Raw genomic sequence first — 18,368 nt, forward strand, 5'->3', positions numbered from 1 at the left:
CTGCCTTCCGCGGGTGTCGGTCGGTGTCGGGATGCCGGTGTCAGTCGGCGAGCACCGACGCGGTCCGCCGCTCGCCCGCCGCCTGCTCGATCCGGTCCCGGATCAGCGCCATCTGCGTACGGGAGTTGCGGTTGATGTTGTCCGTCATCCACGCGTCGTCCACGGGCGCGTCCGGCTTCATCGCGAAGTCCTGCGTCCAGCGCATGACGACGCCCTCGGCGGTCTCCGCGTACTCCCAGACGATGTTCATGAACTGGAAGGGGCCGGTCTCGACGCGCTGGGCGCGGACCGTGCGGGTGACGGGGTCGGCGACCCGCTCGGAGACCCAGCTCCACACCTTGCCGTCGGCGTCCGGGTGCATGGTGAGCCGGAACGTCACGCGGTCCTCGTCGCGGTCGAGCACCTCCACGGAGGCGTACTCGCTGAACAGCCGGGGCCAGTTCTCGATGTCGTTGGTCATCTCCCAGACCAGCTCCATCGGCGCGGCGATGGTGATCTCGTTGTCGGTGTGCCCTGCCATGCTCACACTCCCGTCTTCAGGGCGCCGTTGACCAGCGCCAGGAAATCCGCGGGCGTCTTGCAGCGCTCGGCCTGCTCGGGCAGGCCCAGGCCGTACCGCTTCTCCAGCTCGGCCACGATGCCCAGCAGGCCGAGGGAGTCCAGGCCGAAGGTGTCGAAGCCGTCGCCGGCCTGCTGCCGGAGGGTGACCGGGTCGACGTGCACGCCGGCGGTGCGCTTCATCAGCTCCGACAGCTCCTCGACGGTCACCTGGTAGTCCAGCTGGTCGGTCATGGGTGTCCTCCTTGACTCGGGTTGGCCGGCCACGGGTGTTCCGCCGTGGCCGTCGGTCTCGTGCGTCGTTCGTCGGTGGTCGTTCGTCGGTGGTCGTCCGCGGGTGGTCGTTCGCCGGTCAGCGGCCCGCGGTCGGCACGGCACCCCGTCGCAGGACGAGTGCCGAGTTGGACCCCATGAGCCCGCGGGCGAGGACCAGGGCGGTGCGCGGCTCGGCGGGGCGGGCCCGGCCGGTCACCACGTCCAGGTCGTGGCACACGTCGGCCACGTGCGGGGTCGGCGGGATCAGCCCGTGCTCCATCGCGAGCACCGCCGTCGCCACGTCCAGCACCGGCGCCGCGCAGTACGCCCGCCCGGTCCCGGTCTTGGGCGCGGTCACCGGCACCCGCGCGGCGTGCGGGCCCAGCGCGTCGGCCAGGGCCAGCGCCTCGGCCCGGTCGGCCTCCGGGACACCGAGGGCGTCCGCGAAGACCACGTCGACCTCCTCGGGCCGGCAGCCCGCCTCGGCCAACGCACCCTGGATCGCACGGGCCAGCCCCTCCCGGGACTCCTCCCAGCGGCCGGGCCCGGTGAAGGTCGCCGCGTGCCCGGCCACCGTCGCCCGCACGTCCGCCCCGCGCTCCAGGGCCGCCCCCTCCGCCTCGACGAGGAGCACGGCGCCCCCCTCGGCCGGTGCGAACCCGCAGGCCGCATCGGTGAACGGACGGTAGGCGCGGTCCGGTTCGGCGACCCGGCTCAGCTCGGGGTAGCCGAGCTGGCAGACGATCGAGTACGGAGCCAGCGGCGCCTCCGTCGCGCCGCAGACCACCGTGTCGGTGCCGTTCCGCACGGCCAGGGCCGCGTGCGCCAGGGCGTCGAGGCCGCCCGCCTCGTCGGCGGCCACGACTCCGCAGGGGCCCTTGAAGTCGTTGCGTATGGAGACCTGGCCGGTGCTGGCCGCGTAGAACCAGGCGATCGACTGGTACGGGCCGACGTGCCGCGAACCCTGGCCCCACAGGTTCTGCAGCTCCCGCTGCCCGAACTCGCCGCCGCCCGAACCCGCCGCCGTGACCACACCCACCGAGAACGGCGAGGCGACGTCGCCCCGGCCGAACCGGGCGTCGGCCAGCGCGTGCTGGGTGGCGCTCAGCGCGAAGTGCGTGAACCGGTCGGTCTGGACGAGGAAGCGGTCCTCGACCGTCTCGGTCGCGTCGAAGCCCTGCACCTCGCCGGCCACCCGCAACGGCAGGTCCGCGCAGCCCTCCCGGGTGACGGGACCGAGACTGCTGGCGCCGTCGGCGACCGCCTTCCAGTGCGCCTCGACACCGGTGCCGTGCGGGGACACCACGCCGAGGCCGGTGACGACCGCGCGCCTGTTCCCACCGCCGGTGCCGGTCCGCTGTGGTCCGCTCATCGCAGCCCTCCTTCACTGCCGCTCAGTACGACCGCGGACTGGAACCCGCCGAAGCCGCTGCCCACGGAGAGCACGTTCCGCAGCGTCCGCTCCCGTGCCTCACGCGGCACGTAGTCCAGGTCGCACTCGGGGTCGGGGGTCGTGTAGTTGGCCGTGGGCGGCACGACCTGGTGAGCCATCGCCAGCACGCACGCGGCCAGTTCGATCGAGCCGATCGCGCCGAGCGAGTGGCCCACCATCGACTTGATGGAGCTCATCGGCGTCGCATACGCGTGCTCGCCCAGCGAGCGCTTGACCGCCGCGGTCTCGTGCCGGTCGTTCTGCAGGGTGCCGGAGCCGTGCGCGTTGACGTAGTCGATCGCCGAGCCGTCCAGCTCGGCCATCTCCAGCGCCGTGTCGATGGCCCGCGCCATCTCCAGTCCCTCCTTGGTGAGCCCGGTCATGTGATAGGCGTTGCCGAAGGTGGCGTAGCCCGAGACCTCGCAGTACACGTTCGCGCCGCGGGCCCGGGCGTGCTCCAGGTCCTCCAGGACGAGCACCGCCGCGCCCTCGCCCATCACGAAGCCGTTGCGGTCGGCGTCGAAGGGCCGGGAGGCGTGCGCCGGGTCGTCGTTGTTCGGCGAGGTCGCCTTGATGGCGTCGAAGCAGGCCATCGTGATCGGCGATATCGGAGAGTCCGCCGCGCCCGCCAGGCACACGTCCACGCGCCCCTCGGCGACCGCGTGATAGGCGTACCCGACCGCGTCGAGACCGGACGTGCACCCGGTGGACACGGTCTGCACCGGACCGCGCACCCCGAACTCCTCGGCGACCGCGGAGGAGAGGGTGGCGGGGGTGAACGCGCGCTCCAGGTGCGGCTCGGCCCGCCGGTCGTCGACGTCCCAGCGCGTACCGCGCTCGCTGACCAGGACGTAGTCGTGTTCGAGCCGGGTGGTGCCGCCGACCGCCGTGCCGAGCGTGGCACCGGCCCGCCAGGGGTCCTCACGGCTCATGTCCAGCCGCGCGTCCCGGACCGCCTCCGCGGCCGCGACGAGCGCGAACTGAACGTACCGGTCGCAGCGTTGGGCCGTGGCCAGGTCGAGGCCGTGCGCGGACGGATCGAAGTCGCACTCGGCGGCGATCTGCGAACGCAGACCGGCCGGGTCGAACAGGGAGATGCGGCGCGTCGCCGTACGGCCTTCGGACAGCAGGCTCCAGAACTGGGGCACGCCGATCCCGCCCGGGGCGACGACGCCTATGCCCGTGACGGCGACCCGGCGCCGGTTCACGACACCACCTCGGCCGCGGCGGCGGGCCGCTCGTGCCCGGCGTGGCCCGCGTGGCCCGCGTGCGCCCCGTCGCAGGCGAGCGGGTTGCCCTCCGCGTCCTCCGTGTCGACGTGGCCCAGCTCCGGACGCGGGGCCAGCGGCCCCAGGTGGAACACGAGCCGCGCCTCGACGTCGCCCGCGTTGCGGAACCGGTGGCGCATGTCCTGCGGGATCAGCAGTCCCTGGCCGGTGGCGAGCGAGTGCGGTACCCCGTCCAGGTCCACCTCCAGGGCGCCCTCCGTGACGTACACGAACTCCTCGGAGTACGGGTGGTAGTGCTCGGCGATGCGGTCGCCGGGCTGCACGATGGCCACGCCCATGAAGCCGCTGGTCGCCCCGGCGGTGGTGGGCGTGAGAAGCGCGCGGAGGTCTCCGCCGCGACGGCGGTTCGGGGCGATGTCGCCGAGGGAGACGATGCGTACCTGCTGATCTGTCATGTCGTTCACTCCGGGGAGACGGGAGGAAGGGGGAAGTGGCGGGGAAAAGCAGGGAGCGTTCCACGCGGACCGACGACCGGGTACACCGTCGGACCCGGCCGCCCGCGCGGGGGGCGTTGGTTCAGGAACCGGCCGAGCGCCGGTCGGTCAGGGGAGTCATACGGAGCGCGGCCAGCAGCCGCGCCTGCGTGCCCTCCTCGGCCGGTGACCCGTCGACGCCGATCGCGGCGCCGTCCAGCAGCCGCTCGGCGGCCGCGGCGCTCTCGGAGTCGTCGAGACCCAGGACCGCGGCGGGCGCGGCCTCGGGGTCGCCGGCCACGTCGACGAGCCGCACGACGAGGTCGTCGCGGTGGAAGACGGTGGCGGCCAGCACCGGGCTGCCCGGGGCCTGCGCGGCGGACGCGTCCCGGCGGGCCAGCAGCCGGGCCAGCTCCCCACCGGCGCCGGCGCGTACCGGATAGAGCAGCGCGACCCGCTCGGTGTGCGTGGCGGACCGGTCCTGGTCGAGGGCGGTCGCGTGATGGACGGCCGGCATGGCGGCCCGGGTGAAGAACCGCCGGGCCGAACGCGGGTCTGCGAGGTCCCGGTCCTGCTCCAGGTGCGGGTTCAGCGCCTCCTCGACGGCCCGCACCCCGGGCTGCCGCGCCACGTGGCGCAGCGCCCGCTGCAGGTCGCCGCGCACCTCCACGGCCCGCACGATCCGGTTGCCCTGCATGAAGAGCGAGGTGCGCAGCAGCCGGGTGGAACCGTCCACGTGGGCGTCGGGCGACACGTACTCGGACAGCAGCCGGGCCGCCTCGGTCTCACTGCCCGGCTTCACGGTGAACGTCAGCGCGTGCCGTACGACGTTCCCGCCGATCCGGGGCGCCGAGCGCGGCTCACCGGGCGCGGGACGCGCGCCGTCGGTCTCCCTCAGGACGCTGTAGCGCAGCGAGTGGGTGTCGCGGACGCAGTCCTGCAACGGCTCGACGGTGTCCAGGTGCTCGTCGCTGTTGACCCAGGCCAGGAAGGGCGCGGCGCTCTCCCACTCACTGGTCAGCAGCCACTGGGCCGGGTTCTCCAGGGACTGGCACAGCTGGTCGCTGACATGTCCAGGAACGGCGGCGACCCGGTCGCGGATGCGCTCGTAGGCGTCCAGGAACTCCTGCTGCATACCGTCGTGGACGTCCAGCATCAGGACGACCCGCACACGGGAACCGTCGAACGCGGATATCGACACGCCACCCGCTTCGGCCGCCACGGCAGCCGATGCCGTCGCGGCATCCGTCGCGTCCTTCACGTCCGTGGTCGGGACATCCGTCGCTACGACGGGAGAGACCGTCATCCGGCCCACCTCTTCTCCGGGTCTTCCTCGTGGACTGGGGCGATCGTCGACGGCGCGCGCCAGGCAGGCGGGGTGCGACGGTCGCGTAAGCACGATCGTGGGCCGTGCCCGCGAGGTCCGCGAACCGTGAGGGTTAAGCGGGTGAAGCCTGCGTCGCCGCGGGCCTCCACGGGCCGCACGGGGCATGCATGAAGGCCCCGGCGCACACCTGTCGCGGGGCGCGCCTGTCACTCACGCCTGTCGCAACGGAGGACGAGCACCATGAAGGAAAGAGCCGACCGGTCCGGCGGGGCCGCCCCCGTGGGCGAGCGCATCCACCGCGTCCCGGTCCTCGTCGTCGGCGGGTCCCTGGTGGGCCTGTCGACCTCGCTGTTCCTGGGGCGGCTGGGCGTCCGGCACACCCTGGTGGAGCGCCACGCCGGCACCTCCATCCACCCCCGGGGGCGCGGCAACAACGTCCGCACGATGGAGCTCTTCCGGGTGGCCGGCGCCGAGCCGGACATCCGCAGGGCCGCCGCCACCCTGGCCGACAACCACGGCATCCTCCAGGCACCCACCCTGGCCGGGGACGCGGGGGAGTGGCTGTTCAAGCAGATCGACCCGGGCAACGGGCTGGCCCGCTTCAGCCCCAGCTCCTGGTGCCTGTGCAGCCAGAACGACCTGGAACCCGAACTCCTCACCCACGCCGCCGGCCTGGGCGGCGACCTGCGCTTCGGCACCGAGATGCTGTCGTTCGAGGCCGACAACGACGGCGTCACGGCGATCGTCAAGAGCCGGGAGACCGGCGAGCACACCACCATCCGCGCGGACTACCTGGTCGCCGCCGACGGCCCCCGCAGCCCCGTCCGCGAACAACTCGGCATCGGCCAGAGCGGCCCCGGCGACCTCTTCCACAACGTCAGCATCACCTTCCGCTCCCGGCGCCTCGCCGACGTCGTGGGGGACCGCCGCTTCATCGTCTGCTACCTGACGGACGAGAACGCCGACGGCGCCCTGCTGCCCGTCGACAACCGCGAGAACTGGGTCTTCCACGCCCCCTGGCACCCCGAGCAGGGCGAGACGGTCGAGGACTTCACCGACGAGCGCTGCGCCGCCCACATCCGCCGCGCCATCGGCGACCCCGACCTCGACGTGGAGATCACCGGCAAGGCCCCCTGGCACGCCGCCCAGCGCGTCGCCCGCAGCTACCGCTCCGGCCGCGTCCTGCTGGCCGGCGACTCGGCCCACGAGATGTCCCCCACCGGCGCCTTCGGCTCCAACACCGGCATCCAGGACGCCCACAACCTCGCCTGGAAACTCGCCGCGGTACTGGAGGGCTGGGCGGGCGAGGCCCTCCTGGACACCTACGACATGGAACGCCGCCCTGTGGCCGAGGCGACCAGCGCCCGGGCGGCCCACCGCTCGGTGGAACACAGCCACCCGGGCTTCGCACCGCCGCCGGTCATGGGGGGCGGGGGGCCGGGGGGTCTCGGCGGTCCCGGAGGGGCCGGGGGTCCGGGCGGTCCTGGCGGTCCCGGGGGGCCTGGGGCGCTCGGCGGTCCCGGGGGGCCTGGTGCGGGGAGTGGCGCGGGTGGGGTGTCCGGGGTGTCCGGGGCGCCCGGTGGTGGGTTCGAGGGTGGCCCCGGTGGCGCGGCCCGTGGTGGTCCGGGTGGCGCGGCCCGTGGTGGCCTCGCGGCTGACCGCGGGGAGACGGCCCGCGGGGAGGCAACCCGCGGTGGCACCGGGGCCGGCCCGGGTGACGTGGCCGGTGGTGGTTCCGGAGGCGCGCCTCGCGGCGGCCCCGGTGGCGGCGGTCCGCAGCGCGGCATCCTCAACGTCGCCCTCGGCTACCGCTACCCCCAGGGCGCGGTGGTCGGCGCGGACCCGGCGACGCCGGTCGTACCGGAGGGCCTCGACCTCACCGGCGCACCCGGCAGCAGGGCCCCCCACCTCTGGCTCCGCCGGGGCGAGGCCCGCCTCTCCACCCTGGACCTCTACGAGGACTCCCTCGTCCTGCTCAGCGACGCGGCCCAGTCCACCGGCTGGCACGAGGCGGCGACCGCGGTGGCCGCCGCGATGCGTATCCCGCTGAAGTCGTACCGCGTGGGCGGCACCCCCCAGGCCGACCTGATCCCGGACGACGAGGAGACCGACTGGGCACGGGCCCACGGGGTGACCCGCGACGGCGCGGTCCTGATCCGCCCCGACGCCTTCGTGGCCTGGCGCTCCCCGGGCCCCGTCCCCGACCCGGAATCGATGCTGCGCCAGGTGGTTGGGACGGTACTGTCCCGCGCCTGAAGCGCTTCTGTCGCGGCCGACTCACCGCTTGACCAGCGCCCGGGATGCCTCTGCATCCCGGGCGCTGCCATCTGGGTCCGGGTTCGGGTCTGGACCTGGATCTGGACCTGGTGAAGCCGAGGTAGGCGAACCCCTCACCCTCACGGGGCGCCCGGTGGGGAAGCCTCCCGTCCCCTATGGTCAAGAATCGTGCGTCGCCAAGCCACCCTCGGGGCTGTACCAGTCGGGAAGTGTTGGAGTGGTTCCCACTTCGAAGCGCATGAGTGCCCGTACGTGTCCCTGCTGAGGGATGATTGAGTCCAGGAGGCCGATGACCTGGTTGAGTCTCGTTCGACGAGCGGGTGAGTCCGAGTCGTCTGCGGCTTTCATGAGGTACCTGTAGGCGGTCGTGAGCCGGTCATTCACTCGGCTCTCAAGCTCAAGTACTTCATCGCTCGCCACCAGCTGGGCTTCCGCGCGCGTGTCTCGTTGGGCCCGCCGAGCGTTACCTACTTCCGCCGCTTCCGCGTCGGCGGAACCCGACTTGAGCGCATAGGCGTACGCCAGCATTACGTCTCTGTAATGACGGTCGTGCGCGTTCAACTGGACGTAGCAGTTCCGGAGCTGATCGATCTTGTGCTGATCCGCAGAAGCCTGCTCCTCTGCGAGGCGGATCCCTCTCTCTTCCGCCAGTCTCCGTAACTCAGCACGATGCGCTAATACTTGCGTGACCACTGCCGACGCCAGCGTGCCGCCCACGCCTACGACCGCGATGATCACAGAGATGATTGCGCCGGACATCCCCACCCCCTGGCATTTCACATAGGTTCCCCTGATGCGCAGACCGTAGCGAACGCTCCCCCACGACTCACGCCATACCGCGGCGATCATCAGCTCCAGTTAGTGGTCGGCTCCCCAACCGCCACTGCCTGATGGCCTCACGGGCAGAAAGTCCCCTGATAGCGCACGTCGGCCACGAGGCCGCCGTACCCCTCAGTCCCGCGCGGAGCCGACAGGTGCCGTTTCTGTTGCAACAACACGGCACTGTGCGGCCGTCCGAAGGCGAACGCCTCCTTCAGCAGCGGCACCGCCTCCTCGTACCGCCCCCGTAGAGCCGGCAGCCGCGCCCGCTCCACCGCGCGTCCTGCTCACGCGTGGTCGCGTTCACGAAGTCGGCACGCCCATGCGCGGCACGCACATCAGCCCCACTCACCGGCACTCCCGGCTCCGGAACGAGTACCGCCCCTTCGGCCACCGCCTAGGCCCCGTCCTCCAAGCCCTGTGGGACTGGGGCGCACACCTCCCGTCCCCTGATGCCGAAGGCGCGAACCAGTCCGATGAATCACCGGGACGCACAAGAGACACGCACGCGCGCACCATTGGCCGGGCCTTCACCACTTCCCGGCCGTGTGCCGTTGGTCGGTCGTTGCCCGCCGCACCTGCCGCATCGCCATGCGTACCACCGACGGACCGCCGCCCCAACAGTTCCGTCCGATTCGCGCTCTACGCCCGGATTCACGGACTGGCGACCCTCACGGTATGGAGCGATGGGAGAAGCAACCGAGGCGGCTGAGGGGCGGGCAGTCCCCGTGCCCTGTCTGCGGACTACCGCAGGACCGGGTACCGACGCTCGAACAGGATTGGGTGCTCCTGGAGCCGGACATGAGACCTCTGGCTCACACGGTCCGGCGGAGCACCGCTGGATCGAACTGTCCGACGGTCGCGTAACGGTCTACGGCGTGTGCCCACCGGACCAGTCCCAACGCTGCCGCGTCGGCCACCGCCTCGCTTGCCCCGCCCAGCCCTTGCCGGACCTCTGGCCGTGGCTGACCTCCCTACGGGAGGAGAACGCACGGCAGGCGGAACGGAAGAACAGTCCGGAGCCGCCCCCACCCCCTGAGGAGTGGCCGGACGCCGGCTGACACCCGCTCCCGGCGGGCACCTACGCGAATTTCGCCGTCAGCGCCTCCGCCGGCGACGAGGGGCCTGATCACCTCTGGGACAAGCACTGGGTAAGTCGCAAATGGCGACGCTTCCTGGGGGCGAGAAGGGCTACTCCGCGAAAGGACGCCACCCTTGTTCGCAGTCTTCCACATGCTGCTGGAGAGCCACATCGGTTTCCAGCTCCCGAGGTAGTCTGGTTCTACGAGTGATTACGGAGTTCAACAGTTGCCCTTTGGTCAGCCCGATAATCCCGCTCAGATCAGCTCCACTCAGGTCCGATCCGTGCAGTATGGCGTCCGTGAGGTCGGTCGAGCTGGTGAGCTTCCATTTCTTGACGCTCAACGTCCGAGTATCGGGTGTCAAATCTGCCTGCGCCAGACAAGCCCCGGTTAAATCCGCTCCGCGGAGCCGAGCTCCGTTCAGATGGGCGTTGGTGAGATCGGCATCACGCAGCACGGCCTCGTTCAGCTCAGGGCGAGACCAGTTGACGTCGCAGAGTCGGGCTTTGCTGAGGTCGGCGCGGTCCAGCTTCAGATCCTCGCCGTCCGTGGTACTCAGTGGGGCACCTCGCAAGCGCAGCACCAAGCCACGAGGATCATGGCTGAGATCTCTACGCCCAAGGACTCGGAGCGCGGCATTCACGTCATCTCTCCCGGCTGCCTTTTCGGGAACGGGAGGATTCCGAATGAAGGCAGCTAAAACCTCCGTGACAGTCGGATGATCCCTTGAGCTGTCACGCGCGATCCTTTCCAGGCTGTAAATCCCCCCGAGGCGCTCGTGCAATCGCTCGGACGCGAGGAGTTTGATGGCTGCAGTGTAACGATCGGTGACTTGTCCTTCTCGCGCAAGTGCAGCCTGTTCGATGTCCTTGTCTTGAGTGTGTTTGAACAACTTCTCAGTATGCCGATGGTTTTGATGGCTGTAGTAGAGGCCCATCGCCGCGATGGCGCCCGCTCCGAGTGCAACGAGAGCAGTGCGCACGCCGGTGATCACTACCCCGTCGGCGGGTTCGAGGTTCTTACTCCTCAGATGGTCGCCGTCAAGCCACCATGGACCCTTCCATATGAGCAGGCCGAAACCGATGACGAGAAGGATCAGTGCTGCGGTGAAACCGAGTCTTTTCAGTGTGCGACGCGTCATTGCCAACACCTAGTCCAGGAGCCGCTTTGGCTCTCCCCTGTGCCGATGGTTCGCAGAAGCGGAGAAGGAGAACAATCTGTTTCCAGGGAGCATGTGCCGGGCACCGCTTCGGCTGCGCATCGCCGGCACATCGCAGCACTTGTGTGGCTGAATTTCGAGTTGCCTCTCGTCGCGCCAAGCTTGCGAGCAGCAACGGGGAGCTTAGAGCTTTGAGGCCGCCATGGACCCGCGTTCCGCCGAACTGCCCCACAGACGGGGGCGAGGGCGTGATCAGCACGCGCCTCATCAAGGTGCCTGGGAGCGGTGAGGACCCGCCCGCCGCGGGGAGGCCCTGGAACGGAACCGGGGAGGTCCGGTTCCGCTCCGAGCGGCATACGGCTGCACATACGCGAAGACCCCGGCCTCAGCGTTTCCGCTGGTGACGGGGTCTTTGGGCACCTCAAACAGGGTGCCCCCGGCAGGATTCGAACCTGCGCACACGGCTCCGGAGGGCGCGTGAAACGGCGGTATATGACCAGCTCGGAGCGACTGTGCGCGCGGCGGGGTGTGTGGCGCGTCCACGGGTCGTCCATGAAGTCACTCGATGGAGGCGAGGTCTCGCTACCCGCCGTCTATCTGGGGGTTATTTAGCGGCGCCGCTCTTTCCGCAACCTCCCGAGCTAGAGACGGAAGCGATTTCTGCAGGTTTCAGGCGAATGGCTGGCTTGTCCTCTCGTTGTAGCAAAAATTCACCTTTCGATCTCTTAATGCCTGTCCCGCAGAAACTGGAGCCGTTTGAATCCTTGACGATCACGACAGGCGGCTTTTGGCTTGCCTGTGGCGCGTAAGACAAGAATCCGATTGCTCCTAGGTAGAAGGGAATTACAGCGACGGCTAGGCGGCGACTACAGATTAGGTAACTGTTTGCCGTGGAAGCAGCCTTGAGTGATTCCTCTTTGTAGCGTGGACCGCTTGCAATCATCTTGACCGCAGAACCTTGCGCCGCCATTGCTGCAAGGATGACGCTTGCCAAAGCGAAAAGCAGGGACAGGGCGGCCAAGATCCCAACGAGCAATTTGTCCGGCCAGAAGTTCTCTAGAGCTGCTAGATCGCTGGGGCCACGCACTACTGTCAAGGTCGTCAAGGTACCGGTGATGACCAGAATCGTTGCACCCCAGCGCTCTGCCGAGCGCTGTACGTCTGTTAGGCCGCTAAACCTTGCCTCCTCGGCAAGCCGGGCCCAACGAAGATCCTCTGGCGTGGCTGGCGTTGGCGCCGGCCCTAGCTCCAGATCTTCAACATCGTAGTCACTAAGGTCTAGCTCGCCGCCTCGCTCGGCTCGACCAAAGAATTTCATCGCCTGACCTTGAGATTCAGAACAACGTTAGTGACTGCACCACACCCATGCTCTCCGTCAGGGCGCCCCTCATGTTCCTGCTGACATGCGCAATAAACAGTATGCTGCACAGGGGCAGCTGTCATGGAATTACCGGAAGATTGACCAGTGACAGCGCGTCCTGGCGTGACTGTGGACGGAGTGAGTGGAATCGTTGCAGCGAACTCATGCCTGCACCGGGGACAGTCACCTGTGAGGATCAGCACACCGTCCCCTTTTGACTTCTTGAAGATCCCGATCAGGGCCGCATTCAGCTGTTCAGAGTCAGCAATAACGTAGGGCACCGCTTGCTCGTTCATGCAGATGCGGCCTCTCGATAGATGGGTGAGCAGTGTGCTATGTGTACGCGCGGGGTAGGGTACCGCCGGGGAGGGGCATGTCCACAGGTCGACGGCGGTGATCCGCTTGGAGGAACGTGGTGGCAGCCAGCGAGCAGGCGGAGAAGCTGTGGATGGAAGAGGGCGACGAGTTGACGTCTAGCCTGGCGAGGCGGGTGGAGCAGTCTCGCCGTGAGCGCGAGGACGCAAGCCATGTGCTGGATGAGGCTCGGCGGACGCGAGAGAGGCTGAGCCGTGAAGTCGACGAGGTCAGGGACAGCCTCGCATCGGCTCTGGAGCGGGCCGCCACGGGTGGCCGCGGGCGGTCCCAACGGCCACTGTCTGCGAAGGTCGTCGGACCGGTGCCAGTCAGTGACGAAGACGTCCCGCTCCTGGACGTCCGTGAGCCGGAGACGAGTTTCGATGAACTTGTGCTCGCCACGGAGACGCGAAGCCTCTGTGAAGAGATCGTGCATGAGCACAGGAACAAGGGCCGTTTGGCTAGCTATGGCCTTCGCCCACGCCGCCGACTGTTGTTGGCCGGCCCGAGCGGGACGGGGAAGACGCGGACGGCCGAGGCATTGGCTCACGCGCTCGGCGTACCGGTCATCAGGGTCAAGCTCTCCGCGGTAGTTTCGTCATACCTGGGACAAACGGCTCGTCATATTGAACGAATCCTAGAGTTTTCTTCGAGGGGCTCATGGGTTGTAAGTTTCGATGAGTTCGACATGCTGGCGTCAGGCAGAGAGGACTCTGACCACGGTGAAATGCGCCGTGTGGCGACAGTTCTGCTGCAACAGCTCGAGACGTATGCGTCGGATAATCTGGTAGTCGCCACGACCAATCACGCAGATCTACTCGATAGCGCAATTTGGCGTCGATTCGATGAGGTGTTGGTTTATCGTAGGCCTAACCAGAAGCAGATTACGCACCTTCTTAAACTCAAGCTTAGGCGTATCGAATATCAGATAAACCAAGAACAAGCAGCTAAGGCTTTGTCCGGTTTGAGTCACGCGCAGGTGGAAGCGATTTGCCTGGACGCGATGAGAGCGGCTGTGCTTGACGGTGACAAATCGGTGTCAACCGAAGACCTGCTACGAAGTGCTTCATCGCGTAAGCGGAGATTTAAGGAGGCTGGACAATCTCTGGGGTGATTCCGCTCCCGGGATTCGACGAGGGGGGACAGCCACATGTCGTTGTGGAACGGGTCCAGCTTGACGGATCTCGGCGCAAAGTGCGAAGAGGTTTTGGCGGAGGTCGCAACTTCGGTGACCGCAAGAAGCATGCCAATGACCTAAGTGACGACGTCGATTTCGTCCTTAGCGATGTGGCAACGCGTACGCCCACGCTCGGCATTGATCCGAGACTGATCCTCGTTGTCGAGACCATGACTTCTGGACAGTCTGTAGCGGAGGAGGCGAATTGGCAGCGATCCGGGCTTCGTATCGTGGACACAAGCACCACAAAGCGAGTTGTCGCATTTAGTGACGATCCGGCGATGTCGCTCTTCTTGGCGCGCCTAGAAGACTATTCTTCTGGCCCGAAAAAGGGGCAAGCCTCCGCGACGCATGAGGCGTTTTTCGATAATATCGATAACGTGCGGCCATATGGTTCTCAGGATCGCGTAGGCGTGGAGTTGCAAACAGTTCTACGACAAGTAGGTCGAGACGATGACCTTACTGTCGACGTAGAGGTTTGGTACCCGGGGGACGTCACTACTGCTGAGTCTTGGCTGACGCTGATCAGTGACGCAATTGGTGGTGCCGGCGGCGTGGTGCACGACGCCTTTTCGAGTGAGGCTTCCGGCCTAGCGCTGATGCGAGTCTCTGCCAGCGCGAGTATCGTCAGGCAGCTGCTGGACGTAGACCTTGTCGCTAAGGTTGAGGTACTCCCCGAAGCGTTGACCATCAACGCTAGCCCCAGCGAAGTTAGCGCCGATACCGTTTCTGACCTTCCACTTCCAAATAATTCCTCGCCGCTCGTGGGAATTATTGACAGCGGTGTGGTGTCGAATCATCCCTTGCTCCGTGGGTGCATCGTTGAAGCAGTGTCAACCAGCGCTTGGATTGAGGATGGCGCTGATAGGCATGGCCATGGAACAGCGGTGGCAAGTATCCTTGCACGTGGTTCCTTGGATGGTCAGATTTCATCGAATGATTGGGACGCTCCTCCTTTCCGCGTTGTGTCGGTGAGGGTCCTGGATGAAAATGCCCAGATTCCTCCCTACCGTCTAGCGGAACGAGAGTTGACAGACGCGGCAATTTACCTTGCCCAGCAAGGCGTCAGGGTAATTAATCTGAGTCTTGGCGATCTCAACGGCATGATTGTTGGTAATCGTGCCCCGTCGATTGCTGCACTGCTCGATGCGCTATCTCGCAGTCTTAATGTTGTGTTTGTGGTTCCCACTGGGAATGTAGCACCTCGTGAATACGCTGGGCAATTCGATGAAAGCCTTGCGGTCGACTACCCATTGCGTATGTTGGAGAGCCCGAACGCGCGCCTTCTCGATCCGGCTCCGGCAGCTACTGCCCTGACGGTGAGCAGTCTGGTATCCCCCCTCGGTCCTCTGCCGTTGGGAACCGTTTCGCTGGGGAGAGCAGGGTGGCCGTCTCCGGTGTCTCGCATCGGTCCTGGTATCGGTGATGCCATCAAACCTGAACTTTGCGCGCCAGCAGGAACGATGGGGCAGGAACAGGAGTCTTACGCTCTTGTAGAACCTGATGCGTTGCAAGTTGCTGTGGCGGATGGTCGTGTGAATAGCACTGGAGTGATCACGCACGATTTTGGGTCGAGCCTTGCAGCCCCACATGTGTCGCGCGTCGCTGCTTTAGTCGCCTCGAAGTACCCGGAGAATTCTGCTAATCTCATTCGAGCATTGACTTTGCAGTCTGCTGAACCGGTTTCGAGTGATTTCTTGTCCGCTTCCACAGAGTATGTCGAAGGCGCTCCCTCGGCCGAGGGCCGAAGATTTGTCGGCTACGGTCAGGCGTCTTCATTGCGAAGCGCGGAGAGTGCCATCCGGGATACTGTGCTGATCGCGGAGTCAAACATCCCTGTTGATGGAGTTCACCTCTACGCGGTTCCGGTACCGGAAGCATTCTTCACCCGTAAACGGGCGTCAAGAGGAATGACGGTGACCCTAAGTTTCGACCCGCTGGTTCGGGCTCGGAGAATGGACTACCTTTCCACGCGCCTTAAGTTTGAGGTCGTGCGAGGCCTGCCGGCGGACGAAGTTATTGAGTTGTTCCTTTCGGAAGCGGATGACGCTGCTGCGGGAACGAGAGTGAAGATTCCCAACCGGCGTGGACTTAAGGTCTCTGGTATCCCTACGCAGAAGCGCATCGCTATGGAACCAGCTCAAACTGTGCGCAGTCTTGGTGCTAACCAACTTGCTCGGAAGACCTGGCAGAACTCCTTGCCTCGCTTCAATGACTTCCCCAACGATTTCTTTGTTGTGGTGCAAAGTCTGAATCGGTGGGCTCCGCCAACGTCGATGCAGCCTTATGCGCTGACAGTTCGGCTGTGGGTCGATGAGAAGCTGCCGCCCATTTACGAGGAAGTCCGCACTAAAGTGAGCTCCGCTCGTATTCGGGCTCGTGGCCGTGCGCAAACGCGTTGAGTCTTGGCCCTGGACCATTGGGACTGTTGCCGTTTCGAGCGGCCGGTGGAGCGGCTTTGGGCTGGAGCTGCTTTGGGGCGAGTGATCTTGGCCCCGTAAGCTGATGGCGAGTCGGGCAGTCTGTGGACCTGCCCGTTAAAGCACGACGTTGGGGCCAAGATCTTAGAGGCTCGCCCCAAAGTGGCTGCCTAAAGCCGTGGAGCCGGCCGCCCCAGCCACGACGTGGTTCTGACCTCGGCACTGCCCTCTCGCCCCCGCCCCGGCCTGGTTTTCGCCCCCTTGTGGGCGCGGGCGGGCGTCGACGCGCGGCCCCGGTGACGAAGGCAAGGAGGGGCGGCGCGGCGGCGACCGACCGGCGCCGCCGCGCTGTGCGCGGCACCTTCGATCTTTGATCGGACTGCTTGCAGCTTCAGGAGGCCGGGCACACGGCGAGCGCAGCGAGCCTTGATGATGTAGGGAAACTCTTACCGCGCCATGCCTGAGCGGCTGATCCCGGGGTGTCGGCAACGCGTTGATCTGGGCTACCGTGCGGTCTATGCCCTCTGGACTGGACACGCCTCACGGCGCGGCTGAACTGGCTGAGTCGCTCTTGCCGCCGCTTGGGAACCGCTGGCTGCACACTCAGGCGGTGGCGGCCAGGGCAAGCGAGGCATCCGCGGCTGTGTCCCAAGAGGACCGTGATCTGCTGGTCGCCGCTGCCTGGCTGCACGACATCGGCTACGCCCCGGAGCTGCGGGACACGGGATTCCACCCGCTCGATGGTGCTCGTCACCTGGAAGCCCTCGGGGCGCCCTCTCGGCTCGTCCGCCTCGTTGCCCATCACTCTGGGGCCGTGTACGAGGCTGAACAGCGCGGCCTGTCTGCTGAGCTTGACGCGTATGAGCGAGAGGACTCTCCCGTCCTCGACGCGCTGATCTACGCGGACATGACGACTGGGCCGGCCGGACAGTCCTTCGACTTCGATCACCGGATTGACGAGATCCTGGTGCGGTACGAGCCGGGCAGTGAAGTGCACAACGCGATTAGCAAGGCGCGTCCGTACCTCGGGGCTGCCGTTGAGCGGACGCGCTCTCGCCTCGCTGGTCAGCCGACGTAGGGATCGGGGTTATCGGTCAGCCCGCGGTCGATCCGCATCCGCATCGACGGGTGGATGTTGAGGCCGTCCAGTTGGCTGGGGTGGACGAACGCCACTTCCTTGCTCTCGCTGCTCGTACGCAGTTCGCCGCCCACGATGCGGGCGCGGAAGCAGATCGAGAACTGTTGGCGCACCTCGCCATCGTCGTACGCCATGACGTGCGCCGGGTTGGTGTAGATGCCGACCAGTCCCGTCACCTCGACGTCGAAGCCGGTCTCTTCCTTGGTTTCGCGCACGGCAGCATCGGGCGCTGACTCGCCGACGTCCACGCCACCGCCGGGGAGCGCCCACAGGTTGTTGTCCGTCTTGTGGATCAGCAAGACTTCGCCGGCATCGTTGAGCGCCACTGCGGTGACGGACGGAACGATGCTGTTCGCCTTCGGGGCGTTCGGATCGTTGAAGTAGTCGACTCGGGTCATGTCCCAAGCCTTGCACGCTCCGTGAGGTGGTCGCGTGCCGTGGCTGCCTACTCGGGCCGGCCGCGTTCCCATGCGTAGTCGAAACTCCGCAAGTAGTGCCGAAAGGTCCGGGCTCCCGGGATGTAGCGGAAGTGCAGCACCGGGTTCTGCCCCGCGGGCGCTCCGAGTACGTGCGGGTTCACCAACACGTCGTCGTCGAACCGGTAGATCGAGTTGTAGAGGATCGTGTCGTGAAGCCGGACGTCGACGCCCGGCGTCGTCAGTGCCGGTTCGAGGTATCGCCGGGTGATCCTGGCGCGGGCGGCGAGATCGTCACCGATGCCCTCCTCCTCGCCGCGTTGGCGGACCATCTCCGAGTTCGGGTCACCGAGCAGGATGCGAACCTGCCCGCCGGCCTTCGCTTTCTCTGCCAACAGGTCTGGGAGGTCCGGGTGGCTGTCGAAGAGGAACAGTCCCGCGTACACGAGGATGTCTACGTGGTCCCGCGCCTTCTCGATCAGCGATGACCACAGTGTGGCTGGCACTGCCCCACGATGCGGGTAGTACGTGATCAGCTCGGAAGTGCTCGCCGACTCGGCTTGCTTCTGAACGCCGGGCCAGATGTAGACCTCGTCGACGCCCAGGAAACTCGCGGCCTTCCAACGATGTCCCCGGTGCGGCGTGCGGTCCGTTGTGATCCACCGTTCCACGCTCTTGGGGTCCACCCCGACGTGCTGTGCCACGGACTGGATCGTCTCGCCCTTCGCTGAAATCGCCGCGCGCAGACGCTCGTTCGCCATGACGTGTCCTTCCATGGACGCCGTAGGGACGTTTTGACGATAGCTCAGACGTCCCCAAACGTCCATACGGACCGTGATGCGTCCACCACCTCTCGCGGTCTCCTGATCTCACCGCCGGATGGCGGCTCAAC

General features: G+C 66.7%; 16 protein-coding genes and 1 pseudogene. 5 read left to right on the plus strand and 12 right to left on the minus strand.

Annotated features, from left to right (window positions below; genetic code table 11):
• Positions 1–40: 40 nt before the first annotated feature.
• From EV562_RS15335 to EV562_RS15360, 6 genes are all read right to left on the minus strand, one after another.
• Positions 41–520, minus strand: coding sequence for an SRPBCC family protein (locus EV562_RS15335; RefSeq protein ID WP_133887349.1), 480 nt, complete (start codon positions 518–520; stop codon positions 41–43).
• Between the two features lie 2 nt (positions 521–522).
• The gene (locus EV562_RS15340) at positions 523–792 is read right to left on the minus strand and encodes an acyl carrier protein (RefSeq protein WP_133887350.1); all 270 of its coding nucleotides are present in this window, start codon (positions 790–792) and stop codon (positions 523–525) included.
• Between the two features lie 118 nt (positions 793–910).
• Positions 911–2,185, minus strand: a complete 1,275-nt coding sequence (locus EV562_RS15345; protein WP_133887351.1) for a ketosynthase chain-length factor — start codon at positions 2,183–2,185, stop codon at positions 911–913.
• A complete protein-coding gene (locus EV562_RS15350) occupies positions 2,182–3,453 on the minus strand; it encodes a beta-ketoacyl-[acyl-carrier-protein] synthase family protein (protein ID WP_133887352.1) in 1,272 nt (423 codons plus the stop codon). Before EV562_RS15350 ends, EV562_RS15345 begins: the two co-directional genes overlap by 4 nt.
• Positions 3,450–3,929: a cupin domain-containing protein gene (locus EV562_RS15355; protein WP_133887353.1), complete on the minus strand. Its 480-nt coding sequence runs from the start codon at positions 3,927–3,929 to the stop codon at positions 3,450–3,452. Before EV562_RS15355 ends, EV562_RS15350 begins: the two co-directional genes overlap by 4 nt.
• A gap of 121 nt (positions 3,930–4,050) precedes the next feature.
• Positions 4,051–5,253: a SchA/CurD-like domain-containing protein gene (locus EV562_RS15360; RefSeq protein ID WP_133887354.1), complete on the minus strand. Its 1,203-nt coding sequence runs from the start codon at positions 5,251–5,253 to the stop codon at positions 4,051–4,053.
• Positions 5,254–5,514: 261 nt separating this feature from the next.
• Here EV562_RS15360 and EV562_RS15365 point away from each other — a divergent pair, with 261 nt between their 5' ends.
• Positions 5,515–7,530, plus strand: coding sequence for an FAD-dependent monooxygenase (locus EV562_RS15365; protein WP_133887355.1), 2,016 nt, complete (start codon positions 5,515–5,517; stop codon positions 7,528–7,530).
• 180 nt (positions 7,531–7,710) lie between these two features.
• Here EV562_RS15365 and EV562_RS15370 read toward each other — a convergent pair whose 3' ends face one another.
• Together EV562_RS15370 and EV562_RS36005 are read right to left on the minus strand one after the other, a co-directional pair.
• Entirely contained in the window at positions 7,711–8,400 is a 690-nt protein-coding gene (locus tag EV562_RS15370; RefSeq protein WP_133887356.1) for a hypothetical protein, read from the minus strand.
• 47 nt (positions 8,401–8,447) lie between these two features.
• Positions 8,448–8,597 carry a hypothetical protein gene (locus EV562_RS36005; protein ID WP_208298355.1) on the minus strand — a complete coding sequence of 50 codons (150 nt, stop codon included), beginning with the start codon at positions 8,595–8,597 and terminating at the stop codon, positions 8,448–8,450.
• Positions 8,598–9,048: 451 nt separating this feature from the next.
• On the opposite strand from EV562_RS36005, the pseudogene EV562_RS35585 reads away from it, so the two are divergent.
• A pseudogene (locus tag EV562_RS35585) lies at positions 9,049–9,431 on the plus strand (DUF6083 domain-containing protein).
• 130 nt (positions 9,432–9,561) lie between these two features.
• On the opposite strand, the gene EV562_RS15385 reads toward EV562_RS35585, so the two are convergent.
• On the minus strand, positions 9,562–10,593 hold the full coding sequence (locus EV562_RS15385) for a pentapeptide repeat-containing protein (protein ID WP_133887357.1): 1,032 nt from the start codon (positions 10,591–10,593) through the stop codon (positions 9,562–9,564).
• A gap of 622 nt (positions 10,594–11,215) precedes the next feature.
• Positions 11,216–11,929, minus strand: coding sequence for a hypothetical protein (locus EV562_RS15390; protein ID WP_133887358.1), 714 nt, complete (start codon positions 11,927–11,929; stop codon positions 11,216–11,218).
• A gap of 457 nt (positions 11,930–12,386) precedes the next feature.
• Here EV562_RS15390 and EV562_RS15395 point away from each other — a divergent pair, with 457 nt between their 5' ends.
• The 3 genes from EV562_RS15395 to EV562_RS15405 all read left to right on the plus strand — a co-directional run bounded on the left by EV562_RS15395 (position 12,387) and on the right by EV562_RS15405 (position 17,000).
• Complete coding sequence (locus tag EV562_RS15395) at positions 12,387–13,439, plus strand: ATP-binding protein (RefSeq protein ID WP_133887359.1); 1,053 nt, start codon at positions 12,387–12,389, stop codon at positions 13,437–13,439.
• Positions 13,436–15,904: a S8 family peptidase gene (locus tag EV562_RS15400; protein WP_133887360.1), complete on the plus strand. Its 2,469-nt coding sequence runs from the start codon at positions 13,436–13,438 to the stop codon at positions 15,902–15,904. Before EV562_RS15395 ends, EV562_RS15400 begins: the two co-directional genes overlap by 4 nt.
• Positions 15,905–16,439: 535 nt before the next feature.
• Complete coding sequence (locus EV562_RS15405) at positions 16,440–17,000, plus strand: HDIG domain-containing metalloprotein (RefSeq protein ID WP_166661804.1); 561 nt, start codon at positions 16,440–16,442, stop codon at positions 16,998–17,000.
• Here EV562_RS15405 and EV562_RS15410 read toward each other — a convergent pair.
• Together EV562_RS15410 and EV562_RS15415 are read right to left on the minus strand one after the other, a co-directional pair.
• Positions 16,988–17,458, minus strand: coding sequence for an NUDIX domain-containing protein (locus tag EV562_RS15410; protein WP_133887361.1), 471 nt, complete (start codon positions 17,456–17,458; stop codon positions 16,988–16,990). The two genes, EV562_RS15405 and EV562_RS15410, sit on opposite strands and share 13 nt — an antisense overlap.
• 47 nt (positions 17,459–17,505) lie before the next feature.
• Positions 17,506–18,237, minus strand: a complete 732-nt coding sequence (locus tag EV562_RS15415; RefSeq protein ID WP_133887362.1) for an XRE family transcriptional regulator — start codon at positions 18,235–18,237, stop codon at positions 17,506–17,508.
• Positions 18,238–18,368 lie beyond the last annotated feature (131 nt).

Origin of the sequence: Streptomyces sp. BK208 (assembly GCF_004364245.1) — a bacterium.
Taxonomy (GTDB): Bacteria; Actinomycetota; Actinomycetes; order Streptomycetales; family Streptomycetaceae; genus Streptomyces.

Bases quoted from the DNA above. Each gene is read 5' to 3' on its own strand.
- EV562_RS15335 (WP_133887349.1), bottom strand. From the start codon at position 520: ATGGCAGGGCACACCGACAACGAGATCACCATCGCCGCGCCGATGGAG.
- EV562_RS15340 (WP_133887350.1), bottom strand. From the start codon at position 792: ATGACCGACCAGCTGGACTACCAGGTGACCGTCGAGGAGCTGTCGGAG.
- EV562_RS15345 (WP_133887351.1), bottom strand. From the start codon at position 2,185: ATGAGCGGACCACAGCGGACCGGCACCGGCGGTGGGAACAGGCGCGCG.
- EV562_RS15355 (WP_133887353.1), bottom strand. From the start codon at position 3,929: ATGACAGATCAGCAGGTACGCATCGTCTCCCTCGGCGACATCGCCCCG.
- EV562_RS15360 (WP_133887354.1), bottom strand. From the start codon at position 5,253: ATGACGGTCTCTCCCGTCGTAGCGACGGATGTCCCGACCACGGACGTG.
- EV562_RS15365 (WP_133887355.1), top strand. From the start codon at position 5,515: ATGAAGGAAAGAGCCGACCGGTCCGGCGGGGCCGCCCCCGTGGGCGAG.
- EV562_RS15370 (WP_133887356.1), bottom strand. From the start codon at position 8,400: ATGATCGCCGCGGTATGGCGTGAGTCGTGGGGGAGCGTTCGCTACGGT.
- EV562_RS15385 (WP_133887357.1), bottom strand. From the start codon at position 10,593: ATGACGCGTCGCACACTGAAAAGACTCGGTTTCACCGCAGCACTGATC.
- EV562_RS15390 (WP_133887358.1), bottom strand. From the start codon at position 11,929: ATGAAATTCTTTGGTCGAGCCGAGCGAGGCGGCGAGCTAGACCTTAGT.
- EV562_RS15405 (WP_166661804.1), top strand. From the start codon at position 16,440: ATGCCCTCTGGACTGGACACGCCTCACGGCGCGGCTGAACTGGCTGAG.
- EV562_RS15410 (WP_133887361.1), bottom strand. From the start codon at position 17,458: ATGACCCGAGTCGACTACTTCAACGATCCGAACGCCCCGAAGGCGAAC.
- EV562_RS15415 (WP_133887362.1), bottom strand. From the start codon at position 18,237: ATGGCGAACGAGCGTCTGCGCGCGGCGATTTCAGCGAAGGGCGAGACG.